Source organism: Rhodospirillales bacterium, assembly GCA_016872535.1.
In the GTDB taxonomy this organism is placed as follows: domain Bacteria; phylum Pseudomonadota; class Alphaproteobacteria; order Rhodospirillales; family 2-12-FULL-67-15; genus 2-12-FULL-67-15.
Window position 1 is genome coordinate 1 of the sequence record VGZQ01000071.1, and the last position, 15,719, is coordinate 15,719.

The window sequence follows — 15,719 nt, forward strand, 5'->3', positions numbered from 1 at the left end:
CGCGGATCGCCGAACCCGCGTATTCGATCACGTGGCCGGTGCCGCCGGCGGTGCCGATTTCGCCGATGATGGCGAGCACGATGTCCTTGGCGCCGACGCCGAAGGGCAATTCGCCCTCGACCGAAACACGCATGTTTTTGGCCGGGCGCTGCAGCAGGGTCTGGGTCGCGAGCACGTGCTCGACTTCGCTCGTGCCGATGCCGAAGGCGAGCGCGCCGAACGCGCCGTGGGTCGAGGTATGCGAATCGCCGCAGACGATGGTGGTGCCGGGCAACGTGAAGCCCTGCTCGGGGCCGATGATGTGGACGATCCCCTGGCGGATGTCGTCCATGCCGTAATAGGGCACCCCGAACTCGGCGCAGTTCTTTTCCAGCGTCTCGACCTGCAGGCGCGATTCGGCGTCGGCGATGCCGCGTGCGCGGTCGGTGGTCGGCACGTTGTGGTCGGCGACCGCAAGCGTCGCATCGGGCCGCCGCACCTTGCGCTTGTTCATGCGCAGGCCCTCGAACGCCTGCGGGCTGGTGACTTCGTGCACCAGGTGGCGGTCGATGTAGATCAGGCAGGTGCCGTCCGGCTGGACGTCGACCAGATGGCTTTCCCAGATCTTGTCGAACAGGGTTCTCGGCTTGAGCATGGCCTTCTCTAGTTCATGTTGCCCGGCCCGGATGATGCTTCTCGACCTTCCGGGCCTTTTTCTTTTCCTTTTGGGCGGCCTTCTTCTCCGCCTTGGCCGCGGCGCGGGCCGCAGCCGCCTCCGCCGCCGCGGCGGACTCGGCCGTGGGCGGCGCCACGTCGGCTTCGGCCGCCGCCTCGCCGGCGACATAGCCCTCGCTCAGCTCCGCGATACGCGCCTTCTTGCCCGAGCGGTCGCGCAGGTAATAGAGCTTGGCCCGGCGCACGTCGCCGCGCCGGAGCACCTCGATCGCCGCGACCGACGGCGAATAGAGCGGAAACACGCGCTCGACCCCTTCGCCGTAGGAAATCTTGCGCACGGTGAAGGCGGAATTGACGCCGGCGTTCTTGCGCGCGATGCACACGCCCTCGAACTGCTGGAGGCGGGTGCGTTCGCCTTCCACCACCTTGACGCTCACCTTGAGGGTGTCGCCGGGGCGGAAGTCGGGCGCCGGGCGCTGGGCCGCGAGCTTGGCGAGCTGTTCCTGTTCGATTTTCTGCAGCAGGTTCATGGCACGTTTTCCTTGTCTACCTTGTCTAAATCCGTGGTCGTCCGAAGTCCGTCATTTGCCCGCGCGAGCGCGCCATAAATCGGGGCGGCGTTCGCGCGTGATCCGTTCCGCCTCGGCCGCGCGCCAGGCGCGGACCTTGTCGTGGTGGCCGGAGACGAGCACCTCCGGTACCGCGCGGCCCCGCCACACCTGCGGGCGGGTGTAGTGGGGATATTCGAGCAATCCTTGTTCGAAACTTTCCTCGGCGAGCGAGGCGTCCTTGCCGATCACGCCCGGCAACAGCCGCACGCAGGCGTCGAGCAGCGCGAGGGCGGCGGGCTCGCCGCCCGACAGCACGAAATCGCCGAGGCTGATTTCTTCCGGCCGGTGCGCCTCGATCGCGCGCTCGTCGATGCCTTCGTAGCGCCCGCACAGCAGCACGATTCCAGGCCCGTCGGCGAGCGCCCGCACCCGCGCTTGGTCGAGCCGTTGGCCGCGCGGAGTCAGGAACACGGGCGGCGCCTCGAACCCTTCGCGCGCGCGGGCGAGGCCTGCGTCGATCACGTCGGGACGCATTACCATGCCGGGCCCGCCGCCGAAGGGGGAATCGTCGACGGTGCGGTGCTTGTCCCCGGCGAAATCGCGGATGTCGATGGCTTCCAGCCGCCATTGCCCGCGCGCCAGGGCCTGGCCCGCGAGCGAAAAGCCGAGCGGCCCCGGAAACATCTCGGGGAACAGGGTCAAAACCCGCGCGGTCCAGGGGGCGCGCGGGCGAATCCCCGCGCGCGTATCAACGGTGTCTTGCGCGGCGGTCATCAGTGCTTACCCTTCTCGTTATGGGCGATCAATTCGGCCGGTTGCGTCAGCACGATTTTGCCCGCACGCAGATCGACGGTGGCGACCGCACCCGCCGGCCAGAGACCGCCTTCGATCTCCAGGATCGCGCCCGCACCGTAATCGCGGATCGCGCGCACGCGGCCCAACCCGCGTCCGCTTTCGTCCACGGCGTCGAGACCGATCAGGTCGCCCTGGTAGTATTCGCCCTCGGGCAGCGGCGGAAGCCGCTCGCGCGGAACGTAGAGCGCCATGCCCTTCAGTTTTTCGGCGGCGGTGCGATCCGTGACGCCCTTCAGGCGGACGACGGCGCCGCCCTCGGTTTCGGAAACGACCGAGAGAGCGAACGAGCGCTGGCCGGTTTCGTCCTCGACCGGTCCGTAGGCGGCGATGTCGCGGGCCCGCGTCGTGTAGGCGCGCACGCGCAATTCGCCCTTCAGTCCCTTGGCGCCGACGATGCGGCCAAGGCACACCCGGCCCGCACCCCCAAAATCCAACGAGGATCGGGTGGGGTTCGGCAGGGGTTGGCGTTGCGCGCGCGCGGACATGGCGGATATCCGAGGCCTCCTCAGCCGGCGGCCGGAGCTTCGGCGGCGGCCGCTTTGGCGGCTTCGGCGGCGGCCTTGAGGCGTTCCTGGGTCTTGGCGCGCGGCGCGCTCTTTTTCGGCTGCACGCGGATCGCCGGCTTTTCGCCGGCGCCGGCCTCGAACAGGAAGCGCTGGATGCGCTCGCTCGGGCGGGCGCCGAGGCCGAGCCAGTGCTTGATCCGCTCCAGCTTCAGGATGACGCGGTCCTTGGCGTCCTTGGGCAGCATCGGGTTGTAGGAGCCGAGCCGCTCGATGAACCGGCCGTCGCGCGGAAAGCGCGAGTCGGCGACGACGATGTGGAAGAAGGGGCGCTTCTTGGCCCCGGCGCGCGACATGCGGATTGTCAAAGCCATCGGGTGTGAGGTCCTTTCCTGGGTGGTGAGTGTCGTAAGCGTTCCGATAAACGTTCCTTCAGCGTCCGAAGGAGGGCGGACCGCCGAACCCGGGCGGCAGGCGTCCGCCCATGAGTCCGCGGCCGCCCATCTTGGCCGCCTGTTTCATCATCATGGCCGCCTGCTCGAACTGCTTGATCAGGCGGTTGACGTCCTGAACCGTGGTGCCGGAACCGGACGCGATGCGCCGCCGGCGCGAGGCGTTCAGCAGTCGGGGCTCGCGCCGTTCGGCGCGCGTCATGGAAAGAATGATCGCTTCCTGGCGCGCCAGCATCTTGTCGTCGACACGCGCGGCGGCGAGCTGGTTCTTGACCTTGGCGACGCCCGGCAGCATGCCGAGCAGGCCCTCGATGTTGCCCATCTTGCGGATCTGGCGGAACTGGTCGGCCATGTCCTGCAGCGTGAACTGGCCCTTCATCATCTTGGCGGCGAGCTTTTCGGCGTCTTCTTTCGCCACCACCTCGGACGCCTTTTCGACCAGGCCGACGATGTCGCCCATGCCGAGGATCGAGCCGGCGACCCGGCGCGGATCGAACGCATCGAGCGCGTCGAGCTTTTCGCCGGTGCCGATCAGCTTGATCGGGCAGCCGGTGACAGCGCGCAAACTGAGGGCGGCGCCGCCGCGCGCGTCGCCGTCGACGCGGGTCAGCACGATGCCGCTGAGCTTGACCCGCTCGTGGAACGCGCGCGCGACGTTGACCGCGTCCTGGCCGGTCATGGCGTCGGCGACCAGCAGCGTTTCGACCGGCTTGGCCGCGTCGCGCACCTCGGCCGCCTCGGTCATCATCGCTTCGTCGACGGCGAGGCGCCCGGCGGTGTCGAGCAGCACCACGTCGATCGCCTCGCGTCGCGCGGTTTCCAAGGCGCGCTTGGCGATGGCCACGGGACGTTCGCCGAGAACCGGCGCGAGCACGCGGATGCCGGTCTGGCTCCCGAGCTGGGCGAGTTGCTGCTGCGCCGCCGGACGATAGACGTCGAGGGACGCCATCAGGGTTTTCTTGCGCTCGCGCTTTTCGAGGCGGGCCGCGAGCTTGGCGGTGGTGGTAGTCTTGCCCGAGCCCTGCAGGCCGACCATCAGGATGGCGGCGGGCGGGTTGCCGGTGCGGATCGCGCTTTCGGTCGGGTCGCCGCCGCCGAGCGTCTCGACCAGGGCGTCGTGCACGATCTTCACCACCATCTGGCCGGGGGTAATGCTGCGGATCACGTCCTGGCCGACCGCGCGCTCGCGTACGCGGGCGAGGAAATCCTTGACCACCGGCAGCGCCACGTCGGCTTCGAGCAACGCGACGCGGACCTCGCGCAGGGCCTCGTCCACGTCGGATTCCGAGATCGCGCCGCGTTTGCGCAGGCGATCGAGGATACCGGTCAGTTTGGCGCTCAACGAATCGAACATGGCCGTCCTTAGGCAACAGAAAACGCCAGTGCGCGAAACTCGCGGACTGGCGGGGCCCCCAAATCCCTGGCCGGGGCCTTACGGGCGAAAGCGCGCGGACTCTAGGCGCGGCGGGCCCGGGCGTCAAGGTGGGCGGGGGAGGGCGGCTTGGCTTGATCGCGGCTTGGGGGTAGGCTCGGCGCATGGTCGAAACCGCTCAATTATCGCTGGTGCGCGAGTACAGGCGCCGGGCCGAAAAGGCCCTGCCGGGGCGCGTGGCGGAGGTCGTTCTTTACGGGTCGCGGGCGCGCAACGAGGCGCGCGCCGATTCCGATTGGGACGTCGCCGTATTCCTGCGCGGCGGCGCGACGGCGCGCGATCTGACCGCGCTCGCCGACGCGGCCTACGACCTGATCGAGGGCAGCGGCCAATTCATTCAGCCGGTGGCCGTGCCCTCGGAAGGGGCGGGCGCGGAGACGAGCTTCGCGCGGCGCGTCCGCGCCGAGGGCATTCCGGTGTGAGGGACGAAGCGGATCGGCGGCTGGCCAAGGCCCGTCGGCTGCTCGACCAGATCGTCCGCCTCGACGCGACCCTGTTGCCCGAACCGGTCATCCACGCGGCTTATTACGCCATGTTCCACGCAGCGACGGCGGTTCTGGTCGCGCGCGAAGGCGCCGCGCCGACGACCCATTCCGCTCTCATCGGCCGGTTCAGCCAATTGGCCCGGGCTGAGGGCGGAACGGCGCGGGACCACGGCCGCGCGCTCAACCGGGCCTTCGATCTCCGGCTCGCCGCCGATTACGGCGCCGAACCGGCCGGGCTCGCGGACGTCGCCCCGGAGGTCGTCCGCGACGCGGACGCCTTCGTCCGGTTTTGCGCCGAGTTGTGCAAAAACGAAACCCCTTGATCCGGCCCGGACGATGGTACGGTTGAGGGATTGCCGTCCGTATGCCAAGCCCGTGGACAGAGCCCCCGCCGCCGCCTAAGTAAGGCGGGCCATGGCCGCCGTCGAATTCCTGAAAATGCACGGGCTCGGCAACGACTTCGTCGTGCTCGACGCCCGCCACCGCGCGCTCGCGCTGACGGCCCAGGCCGCGCGGCGCATCGCCGATAGGCGTCTGGGCGTGGGTTGCGACCAGGTCATTCTCGTCCAGCCGCCCAAGAATACGCTCGCCGACGTCTCGGTCCGTTTTCTCAACGCCGACGGCGGCGAGGCGGGCGCCTGCGGCAACGGCTCGCGCTGTGTCGCCTCGCTGATCATGGGCGAAAAAAAGAGCGACCACGTGGTGCTGGAAACCGCCGCCGGGTTGCTCGACTGCGAGCGGGCGGAGGGCGCGATCGCGGTCGACATGGGCCCCGCCCGACTCGATTGGCGCGACATTCCGCTGAAAGAACCACGCGACACCCTTCATCTCGACATCGCGGCGGGTCCGCTCAAGGATCCGGTCGCGGTCGGCATGGGCAACCCGCATGCGGTTTTTTTCGTTGCCGACACGGACGCCGTCGACCTGGCGACCTTGGGTCCGCGAATCGAAAATCATCCGTTGTTCCCCGAGCGCACCAACGTCGAGGTTGCGCAAATCCTGTCGCCGACCGAAATCCGCCTCAGGGTATGGGAGCGCGGCGCCGGCATCACGCTCGCCTGCGGCTCGGGCGCGTGCGCGACCCTGGTGGCGGCGAGCCGGCGCGGGCTCGCCGGACGGCGCGCGAACCTCCGGCTCGACGGCGGAACGCTCGCGGTCGAATGGCTGCCCGACAACCACGTCCTGCTGAAGGGGCCGGTCGCGACCAGTTTTTCCGGCACGCTCGACACAAGCCTATTGGAAGGCGCCTGACGTGAATGCGCCGGATTTGAACCGCCCCCGCGTCGTCACTTTCGGCTGCCGGTTGAACGCGTTCGAATCGGAAGTGCTGCGCGAGCGCCTGGAGGGCGTGGGCGCAGACGCCATCGTCGTCAACACCTGTGCCGTCACCGCCGAGGCGACCCGCCAGGCGCGCCAGACGATCCGAAAGCTCAGGCGCGAAAACCCGTCGGCGCGCATCGTCGTCACCGGCTGCGCCGCCCAGGTGGACGCCGCAGCCTTCGCCGCCATGCCCGAGGTCGACCGCGTGGTCGGCAACCGCGCCAAGCTCGATCCGCGCGCGTTGTTCGCCGGCGAGCGGGTCAGCGTGCCCGACGTGATGGACGGAATGCCCGTGCCGGCGGCGACGCCCGCGCGCTTCCGCGCCCGGGCGCGCGCGTTCCTGCAAATCCAGCAGGGGTGCGATCATCGTTGCACTTTCTGCATCGTGCCGTTCGCACGCGGCCCCTCGCGGAGCGTGCCGCTGGACGCGGTCGCCGAACGGGCGCGCGCGCTGGTTGCCGCCGGCCACGTCGAGGTGGTGCTGACCGGGGTCGACATTTCGTCCTGGGGCGCGGATTTGACCGGCCGTCCAGCCCTCGGCGCGCTGGTGCGTGGGCTTCTCAGGGCTGTGCCGGAGTTGAGGCGGCTTAGGCTTTCGTCCCTCGATCCGGCGGTGATGGACGACGATCTGTTCCGCGCGCTCGCCGAGGAAGAACGCCTGATGCCGCATCTTCACCTCAGCCTGCAATCCCTCGACGACCTGATCCTGAAACGCATGAAACGCCGCCACGGCCGCAAGGACGCCGCCGCGTTCGTCGCGCGCGCGCGCGCCGTACGACCCGAAGCGACGTTCGGCGCCGACCTGATCGCCGGCTTTCCGACCGAAAGCGCGGCGATGTTCGAAAACACGGTACGAGGCGTTGCCGAACTGGACCTGACGTTCCTGCACGTTTTTCCCTATTCGCCCCGTCCCGGCACGCCGGCCGCGCGCATGCCCGAGGTGCCGACGGCGGTCCGCAAGGCACGCGCGCGGGTTTTGCGCCGATGGGGCGAAGCGGCCCTGGCGCGATTCCTGCGGTCCCGCGTCGGCGCCGTCGCCGAGGTGTTGGCGGAGAATGACGGCACCGGCCGCGCGACCGATTGGACGCCGGTCCGGCTCGCCTTCGCCGCGCCCGAAGGCGCGGTGGTGAGAACGCGGCTCGCGCGCGTCGACGGCGACGTACTGGTCGGGGAATCCGCCGCGTGAGCGAGACCGGCTGGCTAGCCAAACTGCGCCAAGGGCTTGGTCGCTCGTCGGCCAGGCTGGCTGAAAGCCTCGGCGGAATTTTGCGCCGCAAGCTCGACGCGGCGGCGCTCGGCGAGATCGAGGACGCGCTGATCGCCGCCGACCTCGGCCCCAGGGTCGCGGCGAAACTGGTCGCCGCGCTCGCCAAGTCGGACGCGAACGACCCGGAGGCCGCCCGCGCGCGGCTCGCCGGGGACATCGCCGCCATTCTCGCTCCCGTCGCCAGGCCGCTCGCGCCCGATCCGGCGCGAAAGCCCCATGTGATTTTGGTCGCGGGGGTCAACGGCTCGGGCAAAACCACCACCATCGGCAAGCTCGCCAAATCGTTTCGCGACCAGGGCCGCTCGGTGCTGCTCGCGGCCGGCGACACCTTCCGCGCCGCCGCCATCGAGCAGTTGCAGGTTTGGGGCGAGCGTGCGGGCGTTCCGGTGATCGCGGGCCCGTCGGGGGGCGATGCCGCCGCGCTCGCCTTTTCCGCCTTCGAACGGGCCAAGAAGGAAGGAACCGATGTGCTGCTGATCGACACCGCCGGCCGCTTGCACACCAAGAACGACCTGATGGCCGAATTGCGGAAGATCGCGCGCGTCCTGAAAAAACTCGATCCGGACGCGCCGCACGACGCCCTGCTGGTGATGGACGCCGGCATCGGCCAGAATGCGCTTCGCCAGGTCGCGACTTTTAGCGAGATGATCGACGTGACCGGGCTCGTGGTCACCAAGCTCGACGGCACCGCCAAGGGCGGCGTGGTGGTGGCGTTGGCCGAGGAATTCGCCATTCCGATCCGGGCGATCGGCGTCGGCGAGGGAATCGAGGATTTGCGCCCGTTCGATCCGCGCGCCTTCGCCCGCGCGCTGCTCGATTTGCCCGAGTAGGAATTCCTTGTCCCTGCAATTCGGCCTCGCGGTGTTGGTCTTGTTCGCCGCGTTCGCGCACGCGGCCTGGAACGCGCTGATCAAGTCGAGCGGGGATTCGTTCCTCACCTTTTCCATGCTGCGCGCGGTCGCTTTCGTCGGCGGCGTCACGGGCGCCGCGTTGCTGCCGTTGCCGGACGCGGCGGCGTGGCCTTATCTCGCCGCCACCGCGGTGGTGCATAACATCTATTATCTCCTGCTCCTCTATTCCTACCGGCACGGAGACTTGAGCTTGGTTTATCCGATCGCGCGCGGTGCGGCGCCGATGCTGGTGGTCGCCGCCGCCGTGCCGTTCGCGGACGAGGTTCCCGGCCTCGGCGGCGCGCTCGGGATCGCGCTGGTGACGCTGGGGATCCTGGCGCTCGCTTTCGCGCGCGGAATTCCCAAGGGCGCCGACGGCCGCGCCATCGCGCTCGCGCTGGCAACCGCCCTTTCGGTCGTCGCCTACACCCTGATCGACGGGCTCGGGGCGCGCGCATCGGGCGACGCCATCGCCTACGCCGCGTGGCTGTTTCTGTTCGAAAGCGTGCCGTTCGTGGTTTACGCGCTCGGCTGGCGGTGGGCGGATTTCGTCCCCCACGCCAAACGCGAATGGCCTCGCGGCCTCGCGGGCGGCCTCTTGATGATGCTGACCTACGGCATCGTGATTTACGCGTTTACCCACGGTGCACTCGCCTACGTCTCGGCGCTCCGTGAAACTTCGGTCCTGTTCGCCGCGATTATCGGAACTTTTCTATTGAAAGAATCCTTCGGGCCCCGGCGTATCGCCGCGGCCGGTGCCATCGTTGCCGGGATTCTCCTGATGCAGATCGGCGGGTAGACGCTATCGCGGCGGGCCTATCCGGTCTTTGTGCATCGAAACCAATAAATGTACGTTATGAGCCCAGGACGGATCATCTCCAACAGTCGTCCCAGATTCGCGATCAGGGGATAAACGAAGCCGAGATGAACGATCTTGCCGAAGCGGCGAAATGCGCGCTGCGGCACCATGATATCGCAGCCGGATTCTCGGTATCCCAACTCCCTCGCACCTTCTCGAACTTCCACTATAGTATTGTGAAGGCCAGCCTTGTCTACGATCTGCACCACAACGAATAAGCCGCCGTCAACGAGTTTTGACGCGGCAGCTTTCAGGAAACGCAGATGCAGGGCCGGATCGGCGGCTCGCGAAAACGGATAAAATTCGCGAGCGTGAATAAGCCGCAAACTATTTGCCGAAAACGTGGAAAGATCATCGGCCGAGCCGGCAATAAATTTGCAAGAACGGTATCGGCTGGCCGCCGCACCAACGATCATATCGTCAATATCGATTCCGTACGTTGGAGTCATTTGAGCCGCGGCGAGAGCGGCCGTGACCGTTCCGGGTCCCGAGCCGATGTCGAGTACGGTGCCTTTATCGGGTAAATGCAGACTCGCCAGATGGAGTGCAAGGTTTTCGGCGTATAGGCGCGCATAGGTGTCGTCGATGATGGCATGGGCCCCAATGAGATTGGGAGCACTGCCATCGGCGTATCGGCGGTAGGCATCGTATACGCCGACTCGATTCGTGACGTCGTTACGGATATTTTCAGGATAGACCCAATCAGGGCGTATGGGAGTCATGATGATTCATTCAGTTGTGGATCAGCCGAACGCCTTAATCCCAAAATCTTGAGATGAATAATAGGGAAGCGCCTGCTTTCGGGACATCCAATTTTTCGCCATTAATCCCGATGCGGCGAAATATGGGAATTTATACAGGAGGTATGTTATAACCCTCATGTTGTCTAAAATGACCATCTCCCCCGCCGAGGCGCTTCGCTGGCAGCTCGAGGCCGGCGTCGACGAAACCGTAGCCGCGATTCCGGTGAATCGTTTCGCGTCGCGCGAAGACGCGCCTCCCGATGTGACGGGCGAAAACAACGGTGAGTTGCCCTCGCCGCCGCCCGGGGATCCGCCCTGCGACGGGCCCGGCGACATGCCGCCGCCCCTGCCATTGCCCGCGCTGTCGTCTGCGTTAGCGCCAATTGACGACGCGGTCGGGCGCGCGGTCGCGCTCGCGGCGGGCGCGGCCACGATCGAGGACCTGCGCGCGGCGCTCGCCGCCTTCGACGGCTGTCCCTTGAAGCGCACCGCGACCAACCTCGTCTTCACCGACGGCAATCCGCAAGGCGCGGTCCTGTTCGTCGGCGAAGCGCCGGGCGCGGAAGAAGACCGCCAAGGCCTGCCGTTCGTCGGCCCGAGCGGACGGCTCCTGGACCGCATGCTCGCCTCGATCGGCCTCGACCGGACGCGCGTGTGCATTTCCAACACGGTGTTCTGGCGCCCGCCCGGCAACCGCACGCCGACCACGGTCGAGATGGCGGTGTGCATGCCGTTCCTGGAGCGCCTGATCGAATTGATGGATCCGCGCGTGCTGGTGACTCTGGGCGGCCCGGCGGCGAAATCGGTGTTGGGCGAGTCTGCGGGCGTGAGCAAGTTGCGCGGGCGCTGGTTCGCCTACGCCTCGCCCCGCCTGGCGCGGCCGATCCCGGCGACCGCCATGTTCCACCCCGCGTATCTGCTGCGGACCCCGGCGCAGAAGCGCGACGCTTGGCGCGATCTTCTGATGCTGCGGCGCAAGCTCGACGAGTCTTAACCATTCCCGCGCGAAGCCCGAGTTGCCGCCCGCTCGACGATTGGTCTATAAATTTCCGGTCTCGCTCTTGGGAGTAGCCGTGGCCCGACCGTTTTGTCGCCACTTAGCGATCGTCGCGCTCGTCGCCTTCGCCGGCATCGGCGTTGCGCGCGCGGACCAGATGTCCGTGGGCACGGACGAGAATGCCGCCCCGTTCGAGGTGGCGCCGCAGGATTTGGGGCCGATCCTGCCCAAGATTCTCGCGCCCGCGACGGTCGATCTCTACACGCGCATTTTCGAGCTTCAGGAAGAGGCTCAATGGGCCGAGGCCGATCGCTTGATCGCCAAGCTCGACGACAAGATCCTGCTCGGCCATGTGCTCGCCCAGCGCTACCTCCATGCCCGTTGGCGCGCGTCTTATAAGGACTTGAAGGCGTGGCTCGACCAATACGCCGATCATCCGGGCGCCGAGCAACTCTACAAGCTCGCGAAATCCCGCCAGCCGCGCGGCGCGGCGCCGCCCGCCGCGCCGCAAGGGGCGCCGCCTTCGTCGGCCGCGCCCGATGCGCTCGCGCTCGAGCGGCGCGAGGCGACGCCCACCCAACGCAAGAGCGCCGACGCGGTCGGCGCCCAAGTGCGCACCCATGTGCGCAAGTCGGCGCCGCAGACGGCGGCCAAGGTGCTCGACGGCCCGGAAGCCAAACGGCTCGGCCCGCTCGCCTTCGACAGCGCGCGCGTGCACGTCGCGCAAGGGTTCTTCAATCTCGGCCGCGACGAGGAAACGCTCGCCTACGCGGCGCCGGCCATGCGCTCGCTCCGGCATATTCCCGAGGCCGGCTGGCTGGCCGGCCTGGCTTCCTGGCGGCTGGAGCGCCACGCCGATGCCGCGCGCTATTTCGCGGCGACGGCCGAGGTCGCCGACAACGCGTGGCTTGCCTCGGGCGCCGCGTTCTGGGCGTCGCGCGCCTATCTGGTCGGGCGCGAGCCGGAACGGGTGATCCCTTGGCTCGAACGCGCGGCGGCGCATCCGCGCACGTTTTACGGATTGCTCGCCGGGCAATTGCTCGGCAAGCCAATGCCGTTCCAATGGGCGGAACCGGACTTGGAGCGCGGCCTGATCGCGCGCTTGGTCGAGGTGCCAGCCGGACGGCGCGCGGTGGCCCTGGTTCAGGTCGGCGAGGATCGCCGCGCCGAGCGCGAGTTGCGCCGCCTCAGCGGCACCGCCGACGACAAACTTGCCCACGGCATACTTGCGCTCGCCGCGCGCGCCGATATGCCGGCGCTGTCCTTGCGGCTCGACCGCCAGCTGTTTCCCAAGGGCGGCGGATGGATGAGCGCGGCCTATCCGTTGCCGAGCTGGGAGCCGGAAAACGGCTTTCGCGTCGATCCGGCGCTGATCTACGCCCTCATTCACCAGGAATCGGCCTTCAACCCCGAGGCGCGCAGTTGGGCGGGCGCAAGCGGCCTGATGCAGATCATGCCGCGCACCGCGAGCCACGTCGCCCAGGACAAGGCCTACCACCGCGGCGCCAAGCGCAAGAAGCTGTTCTCGCCCGAGGTCAACCTGACCCTTGGCCAGCGCTACCTCGAAACCCTGATCCGCGATCCCGGCATCGCGGGCGATCTCTTCTTCATCGCTGCCGCGTGGAACGGCGGGCCCGGCAATCTCGCCAAGTGGTGGCGGAAATCGGACCACCGCAACGATCCGCTGCTGTTCATCGAAAGCATCCCGTCGCGCGAAACCCGCATTTTCGTCGAGCGGGTGATGGCCAATTTGTGGATCTACCGCCACCGCCTCGGCCAGGATTCGCCCTCGCTCGCGCACCTCGCGGAGGGGAACTGGCCGACCTATGTCGCGCAGGCGGGTGGCGCGGCCAGCAGTTACGCGAGCGCGGAGTAGCGGCGGTCTTTCCCGCGCGGAGGGTCATAAAAATGTCCAAAATCGAAGGCGACCGCCCGTTCCTTTCCGTCAACATCGCGGTGCTGACGGTATCCGACACGCGTACCGCCGCCGACGACCGCTCCGGCCAGACGCTGGTCGAACGCATTGCCGCCGCCGGGCACAAGGTGACGCGGCGCGAAATCGTCAAGGACGAGATCCCGCTGATCGTCGCCCAGCTGCGCCAATGGATCGCGGCGACGGACGTGGACGTGATTCTCGCCACCGGCGGCACCGGCGTCACCGGGCGCGACGTGACGCCCGAGGCGTTCCGCCAGGTGATCGAGAAGGAAATCCCCGGTTTCGGCGAGTTGTTCCGCTGGCTCAGCTACCAGAAGATCAAGACCTCGACCATCCAGTCGCGCGCGCTCGCCGGCGTCGCCGAGGGCAAGTATCTGTTCGCTCTGCCGGGCTCGCCCGGCGCCTGCCGCGACGCCTGGGACGACATATTGCGAGAGCAGCTCGATTCGCGCCACAAGCCCTGCAACTTTGTCGAGCTGATGCCGCGCCTCAAGGAGCACCTGAAGTAGCGGCGCGCGCCGCCGGCGGAGCCGGCTTATTCGTTTTTTGCGCGCGTGCGCGCGAACGCGGCGCCGTCGTCCACGTCATCGAGGACCGGCAGCATCGGTGCGATTTTGAACCGCGCGGGATTCGCGCCGCGGAGGTTGGCAAGCGTGTCGGCGAGCGCGTGCGGGCCGGACCAGCGTACGTTCCCGAAAACGTCGGCGGGGGGCGGTTCGCGAAACCCCACCAGCCAGTAGCCGCCGTCGGCGGCGGGTCCGAACACGGCGTCGTGACTTGCGAGTCGGCGAAAGGCTAAAGCGATGTGCGCGGGCTTGATGCCCGGAATGTCGGCACCGATCAAAACGGCCGCACCCGGTGGAACGCACGCGAAAGCGCGCGCCATGCGCTGGCCCAGGTCGCCACGTCCTTGCCCGATCACCGTCGTGCCCCGGGGGCGGGAGCGAAAGCCGCGCCGGGCGCGGTCGGGCGTCACCGCTAGCCACGTTTGCCAGCGTCGGTCGCGCCCGAGACGGCGCACGAGCCGCTCAAGCGCCCGCCGATAGAACGTCCAGGCGGCGAGGCGACCGACGTCCCGCGCCAATCGCGTTTTCACCGCGCCGTAGCGCGGCGCCTTGACGAGTAGGATCAAGCGGCGGGGAGGCTTAGCCATAGATTTTGGCGATGGCCGCGGGCGGAACGCCGAGAAGGTAAAGCGCGAGACAAAAGAGGTTACGCATCGGCCGGCGGATGAAACCGCCTCGACGGTAACGCTCGGCCGAGGTGACGACCTCGGCGTCGAGCCGGACGAGCCGGCGCTTCCCGAGGCGGCGGACCAGATCGACGTCCTCCATGATCGGGATCGCGGCGTAACCGCCGACCTGGGCGTAAAGCGCGCGCGCGAGCAGCAGGCCTTGGTCGCCGTAGGGTAAGCCCAAAATGCGCGCGCGCCAGTCGGCGAGGCGCTCGATCCGCTGCGCCGCCGGGCGCGGATCGTCGAGGCGGAGGCGAAAGTATCCCGCGCGCTCGCGGTTGGCGGGATCGGCGGTGAAGCAGGCAACGGCCTCGGCGACGCCCGCCCCGGGCAGCGTATCGGCGTGCAGGAACAGGAGCCAATCGCCGCGCGCCGCGTCGGCGCCCATGCCGAGTTGCCGGCCGCGCCCGCGCGGTGAGGCCACCATGCGCGCGCCCAGGTGCTGGGCGAGCGCGCCCGTGTGATCGGGCGAATGGGCGTCGGCGACGACGATGTCGCCAACGATATCGAGGGCTTGCCAAGCGGCGAGAGTGGCAGGCAATCGCGCCGTTTCGTTCCAGGTGGGAATGACCAAGCTCAACATGACCGGACAATGCCAGCCGTGAAGGACGTTCTTGAAATGTTCTGCATGGTTGGGGTAAGGTGCCCGGCATGGACGACGCGCTTCCCGATCTTCCGCGCCCAAATCTTCCTCGTAGGGGCCGCGGCGCGGTCAGCAACCCGACCGGGCGCTACGAGCCGGAAACGCGCCACGCGATCCACGACGGTTGGGACATCGCCGACGACGCGCCGCCCTTGCGCACCACGGTGACCGAGGAAACGCCGCGCACGGCCATCGCCTACAACGATTCCCCCGACATTCCGTTCGACCGCTCGATCAATCCCTATCGCGGCTGCGAGCACGGCTGCGTCTATTGCTACGCGCGTCCCAGCCACGCCCGCTTCGGCCTCTCGCCCGGGCTCGATTTCGAATCGCGCCTGTTCGCCAAGAAGAACCTGGCCGACGTTCTGGTGCGCGATCTCGCCAAGCCCGGCTACGCGCCCCGCACCATCACGCTCGGGGCCAACACCGATCCCTACCAGCCGATCGAGCGCGTTCGGCGCGACACCCGCGCGGTGCTGGAAGTGCTGTCGGCGTGCGCGCATCCGGTGGTCATCATCACCAAGTCCCAGCTGGTGCTGCGCGATCTCGACATCCTCGCCGACATGGCGGCGCGCAACCTGTGCGCGGTCGGCGTTTCCGTCACCACCCTCGATCGCGAATTGGCGCGCAAGATGGAGCCGCGCGCCGCGACGCCCTCCCGACGGATCGAGACATTGCGCGCGTTGAACGCGGCGGGCGTGCCGACCATGGTGATGGCGGCACCCATGATCCCGTTCCTCAACGATTGGGAGTTGGAGCGCATTTTGGCGGCGGCGGCCGAGGTCGGAACACGCGAAGCCGGTTACGTGCTGCTGCGCCTGCCCCTGGAACTGAAGGATTTATTCAGCGAATGGCTGGACGCGCACGCGCCCGGCAAGGCCAGGCACGTGCTCAACCA

19 protein-coding genes are annotated in these 15,719 nt (G+C 68.0%); 10 read left to right on the top strand and 9 right to left on the bottom strand.

Features of this window, described 5'->3' with window-relative positions; translation table 11 throughout:
• The 6 genes from FJ311_12855 to FJ311_12880 form a co-directional block, all read right to left on the bottom strand.
• Positions 1-634, bottom strand: a 634-nt coding sequence (locus tag FJ311_12855; protein ID MBM3952327.1) for a 3-isopropylmalate dehydratase large subunit, incomplete at its 3' end; no start/stop codon positions are given.
• Between the two features lie 13 nt (positions 635-647).
• Positions 648-1,184 carry a 50S ribosomal protein L19 gene (locus FJ311_12860; protein MBM3952328.1) on the bottom strand — a complete coding sequence of 179 codons (537 nt, stop codon included), beginning with the start codon at positions 1,182-1,184 and terminating at the stop codon, positions 648-650.
• 51 nt (positions 1,185-1,235) lie between these two features.
• Positions 1,236-1,979 carry a tRNA (guanosine(37)-N1)-methyltransferase TrmD gene (gene trmD / locus FJ311_12865; protein ID MBM3952329.1) on the bottom strand — a complete coding sequence of 248 codons (744 nt, stop codon included), beginning with the start codon at positions 1,977-1,979 and terminating at the stop codon, positions 1,236-1,238.
• Positions 1,979-2,545, bottom strand: a complete 567-nt coding sequence (rimM, locus tag FJ311_12870) for a 16S rRNA processing protein RimM (GenBank protein MBM3952330.1) — start codon at positions 2,543-2,545, stop codon at positions 1,979-1,981. Before rimM ends, trmD begins: the two co-directional genes overlap by 1 nt.
• A gap of 20 nt (positions 2,546-2,565) precedes the next feature.
• Positions 2,566-2,937 (bottom strand): 30S ribosomal protein S16, encoded by a 372-nt coding sequence (rpsP, locus tag FJ311_12875; GenBank protein MBM3952331.1) that lies wholly within the window; start codon positions 2,935-2,937, stop codon positions 2,566-2,568.
• Positions 2,938-2,995: 58 nt separating this feature from the next.
• On the bottom strand, positions 2,996-4,369 hold the full coding sequence (locus tag FJ311_12880; GenBank protein MBM3952332.1) for a signal recognition particle protein: 1,374 nt from the start codon (positions 4,367-4,369) through the stop codon (positions 2,996-2,998).
• Positions 4,370-4,551: 182 nt separating this feature from the next.
• Between FJ311_12880 and FJ311_12885 the strand changes: the two genes are divergently transcribed.
• The 6 genes from FJ311_12885 (at position 4,552) to FJ311_12910 (ending at position 9,208) form a co-directional block, all read left to right on the top strand.
• The gene (locus FJ311_12885; GenBank protein ID MBM3952333.1) at positions 4,552-4,869 is read left to right on the top strand and encodes a nucleotidyltransferase domain-containing protein; all 318 of its coding nucleotides are present in this window, start codon (positions 4,552-4,554) and stop codon (positions 4,867-4,869) included.
• Entirely contained in the window at positions 4,683-5,255 is a 573-nt protein-coding gene (locus FJ311_12890; GenBank protein MBM3952334.1) for a HEPN domain-containing protein, read from the top strand. The genes FJ311_12885 and FJ311_12890 overlap by 187 nt, the downstream gene beginning before the upstream one ends.
• A 91-nt stretch (positions 5,256-5,346) precedes the next feature.
• Positions 5,347-6,183 (top strand): diaminopimelate epimerase, encoded by an 837-nt coding sequence (locus FJ311_12895; GenBank protein ID MBM3952335.1) that lies wholly within the window; start codon positions 5,347-5,349, stop codon positions 6,181-6,183.
• 16 nt (positions 6,184-6,199) lie between these two features.
• A complete protein-coding gene (gene mtaB, locus FJ311_12900; protein MBM3952336.1) occupies positions 6,200-7,438 on the top strand; it encodes a tRNA (N(6)-L-threonylcarbamoyladenosine(37)-C(2))-methylthiotransferase MtaB in 1,239 nt (412 codons plus the stop codon).
• The gene (gene ftsY / locus FJ311_12905) at positions 7,435-8,349 is read left to right on the top strand and encodes a signal recognition particle-docking protein FtsY (GenBank protein ID MBM3952337.1); all 915 of its coding nucleotides are present in this window, start codon (positions 7,435-7,437) and stop codon (positions 8,347-8,349) included. The genes mtaB and ftsY overlap by 4 nt, the downstream gene beginning before the upstream one ends.
• 7 nt (positions 8,350-8,356) lie before the next feature.
• Positions 8,357-9,208 (top strand): EamA family transporter, encoded by an 852-nt coding sequence (locus FJ311_12910; protein ID MBM3952338.1) that lies wholly within the window; start codon positions 8,357-8,359, stop codon positions 9,206-9,208.
• Between the two features lie 17 nt (positions 9,209-9,225).
• Here FJ311_12910 and FJ311_12915 read toward each other — a convergent pair whose 3' ends face one another.
• A complete protein-coding gene (locus FJ311_12915) occupies positions 9,226-9,990 on the bottom strand; it encodes a class I SAM-dependent methyltransferase (GenBank protein ID MBM3952339.1) in 765 nt (254 codons plus the stop codon).
• Between the two features lie 157 nt (positions 9,991-10,147).
• On the opposite strand from FJ311_12915, the gene FJ311_12920 reads away from it, so the two are divergent.
• The 3 genes from FJ311_12920 (at position 10,148) to moaB (ending at position 13,453) form a co-directional block, all read left to right on the top strand.
• Positions 10,148-11,005 (top strand): uracil-DNA glycosylase, encoded by an 858-nt coding sequence (locus FJ311_12920; protein ID MBM3952340.1) that lies wholly within the window; start codon positions 10,148-10,150, stop codon positions 11,003-11,005.
• 79 nt (positions 11,006-11,084) lie between these two features.
• A complete protein-coding gene (locus tag FJ311_12925) occupies positions 11,085-12,884 on the top strand; it encodes a lytic transglycosylase domain-containing protein (GenBank protein MBM3952341.1) in 1,800 nt (599 codons plus the stop codon).
• 32 nt (positions 12,885-12,916) lie between these two features.
• Complete coding sequence (gene moaB / locus FJ311_12930; protein MBM3952342.1) at positions 12,917-13,453, top strand: molybdenum cofactor biosynthesis protein B; 537 nt, start codon at positions 12,917-12,919, stop codon at positions 13,451-13,453.
• Positions 13,454-13,479: 26 nt separating this feature from the next.
• Here moaB and FJ311_12935 read toward each other — a convergent pair whose 3' ends face one another.
• Together FJ311_12935 and FJ311_12940 are read right to left on the bottom strand one after the other, a co-directional pair.
• On the bottom strand, positions 13,480-14,097 hold the full coding sequence (locus FJ311_12935) for a glycosyltransferase (GenBank protein MBM3952343.1): 618 nt from the start codon (positions 14,095-14,097) through the stop codon (positions 13,480-13,482).
• Positions 14,090-14,761, bottom strand: coding sequence for a glycosyltransferase (locus FJ311_12940; protein ID MBM3952344.1), 672 nt, complete (start codon positions 14,759-14,761; stop codon positions 14,090-14,092). Before FJ311_12940 ends, FJ311_12935 begins: the two co-directional genes overlap by 8 nt.
• A gap of 68 nt (positions 14,762-14,829) precedes the next feature.
• On the opposite strand from FJ311_12940, the gene FJ311_12945 reads away from it, so the two are divergent.
• Positions 14,830-15,719, top strand: an 890-nt coding sequence (locus FJ311_12945; GenBank protein MBM3952345.1) for a PA0069 family radical SAM protein, incomplete at its 3' end; no start/stop codon positions are given.

What these genes read in the sequence shown, in the direction of transcription:
- FJ311_12860 (MBM3952328.1), bottom strand. Translation starts at nt 1,184, where the DNA reads ATGAACCTGCTGCAGAAAATCGAACAGGAACAGCTCGCCAAGCTCGCG.
- trmD (MBM3952329.1), bottom strand. Translation starts at nt 1,979, where the DNA reads ATGACCGCCGCGCAAGACACCGTTGATACGCGCGCGGGGATTCGCCCG.
- rimM (MBM3952330.1), bottom strand. Translation starts at nt 2,545, where the DNA reads ATGTCCGCGCGCGCGCAACGCCAACCCCTGCCGAACCCCACCCGATCC.
- rpsP (MBM3952331.1), bottom strand. Translation starts at nt 2,937, where the DNA reads ATGGCTTTGACAATCCGCATGTCGCGCGCCGGGGCCAAGAAGCGCCCC.
- FJ311_12880 (MBM3952332.1), bottom strand. Translation starts at nt 4,369, where the DNA reads ATGTTCGATTCGTTGAGCGCCAAACTGACCGGTATCCTCGATCGCCTG.
- FJ311_12885 (MBM3952333.1), top strand. Translation starts at nt 4,552, where the DNA reads ATGGTCGAAACCGCTCAATTATCGCTGGTGCGCGAGTACAGGCGCCGG.
- FJ311_12895 (MBM3952335.1), top strand. Translation starts at nt 5,347, where the DNA reads ATGGCCGCCGTCGAATTCCTGAAAATGCACGGGCTCGGCAACGACTTC.
- FJ311_12915 (MBM3952339.1), bottom strand. Translation starts at nt 9,990, where the DNA reads ATGACTCCCATACGCCCTGATTGGGTCTATCCTGAAAATATCCGTAAC.
- FJ311_12920 (MBM3952340.1), top strand. Translation starts at nt 10,148, where the DNA reads ATGTTGTCTAAAATGACCATCTCCCCCGCCGAGGCGCTTCGCTGGCAG.
- moaB (MBM3952342.1), top strand. Translation starts at nt 12,917, where the DNA reads ATGTCCAAAATCGAAGGCGACCGCCCGTTCCTTTCCGTCAACATCGCG.
- FJ311_12935 (MBM3952343.1), bottom strand. Translation starts at nt 14,097, where the DNA reads ATGGCTAAGCCTCCCCGCCGCTTGATCCTACTCGTCAAGGCGCCGCGC.
- FJ311_12940 (MBM3952344.1), bottom strand. Translation starts at nt 14,761, where the DNA reads ATGTTGAGCTTGGTCATTCCCACCTGGAACGAAACGGCGCGATTGCCT.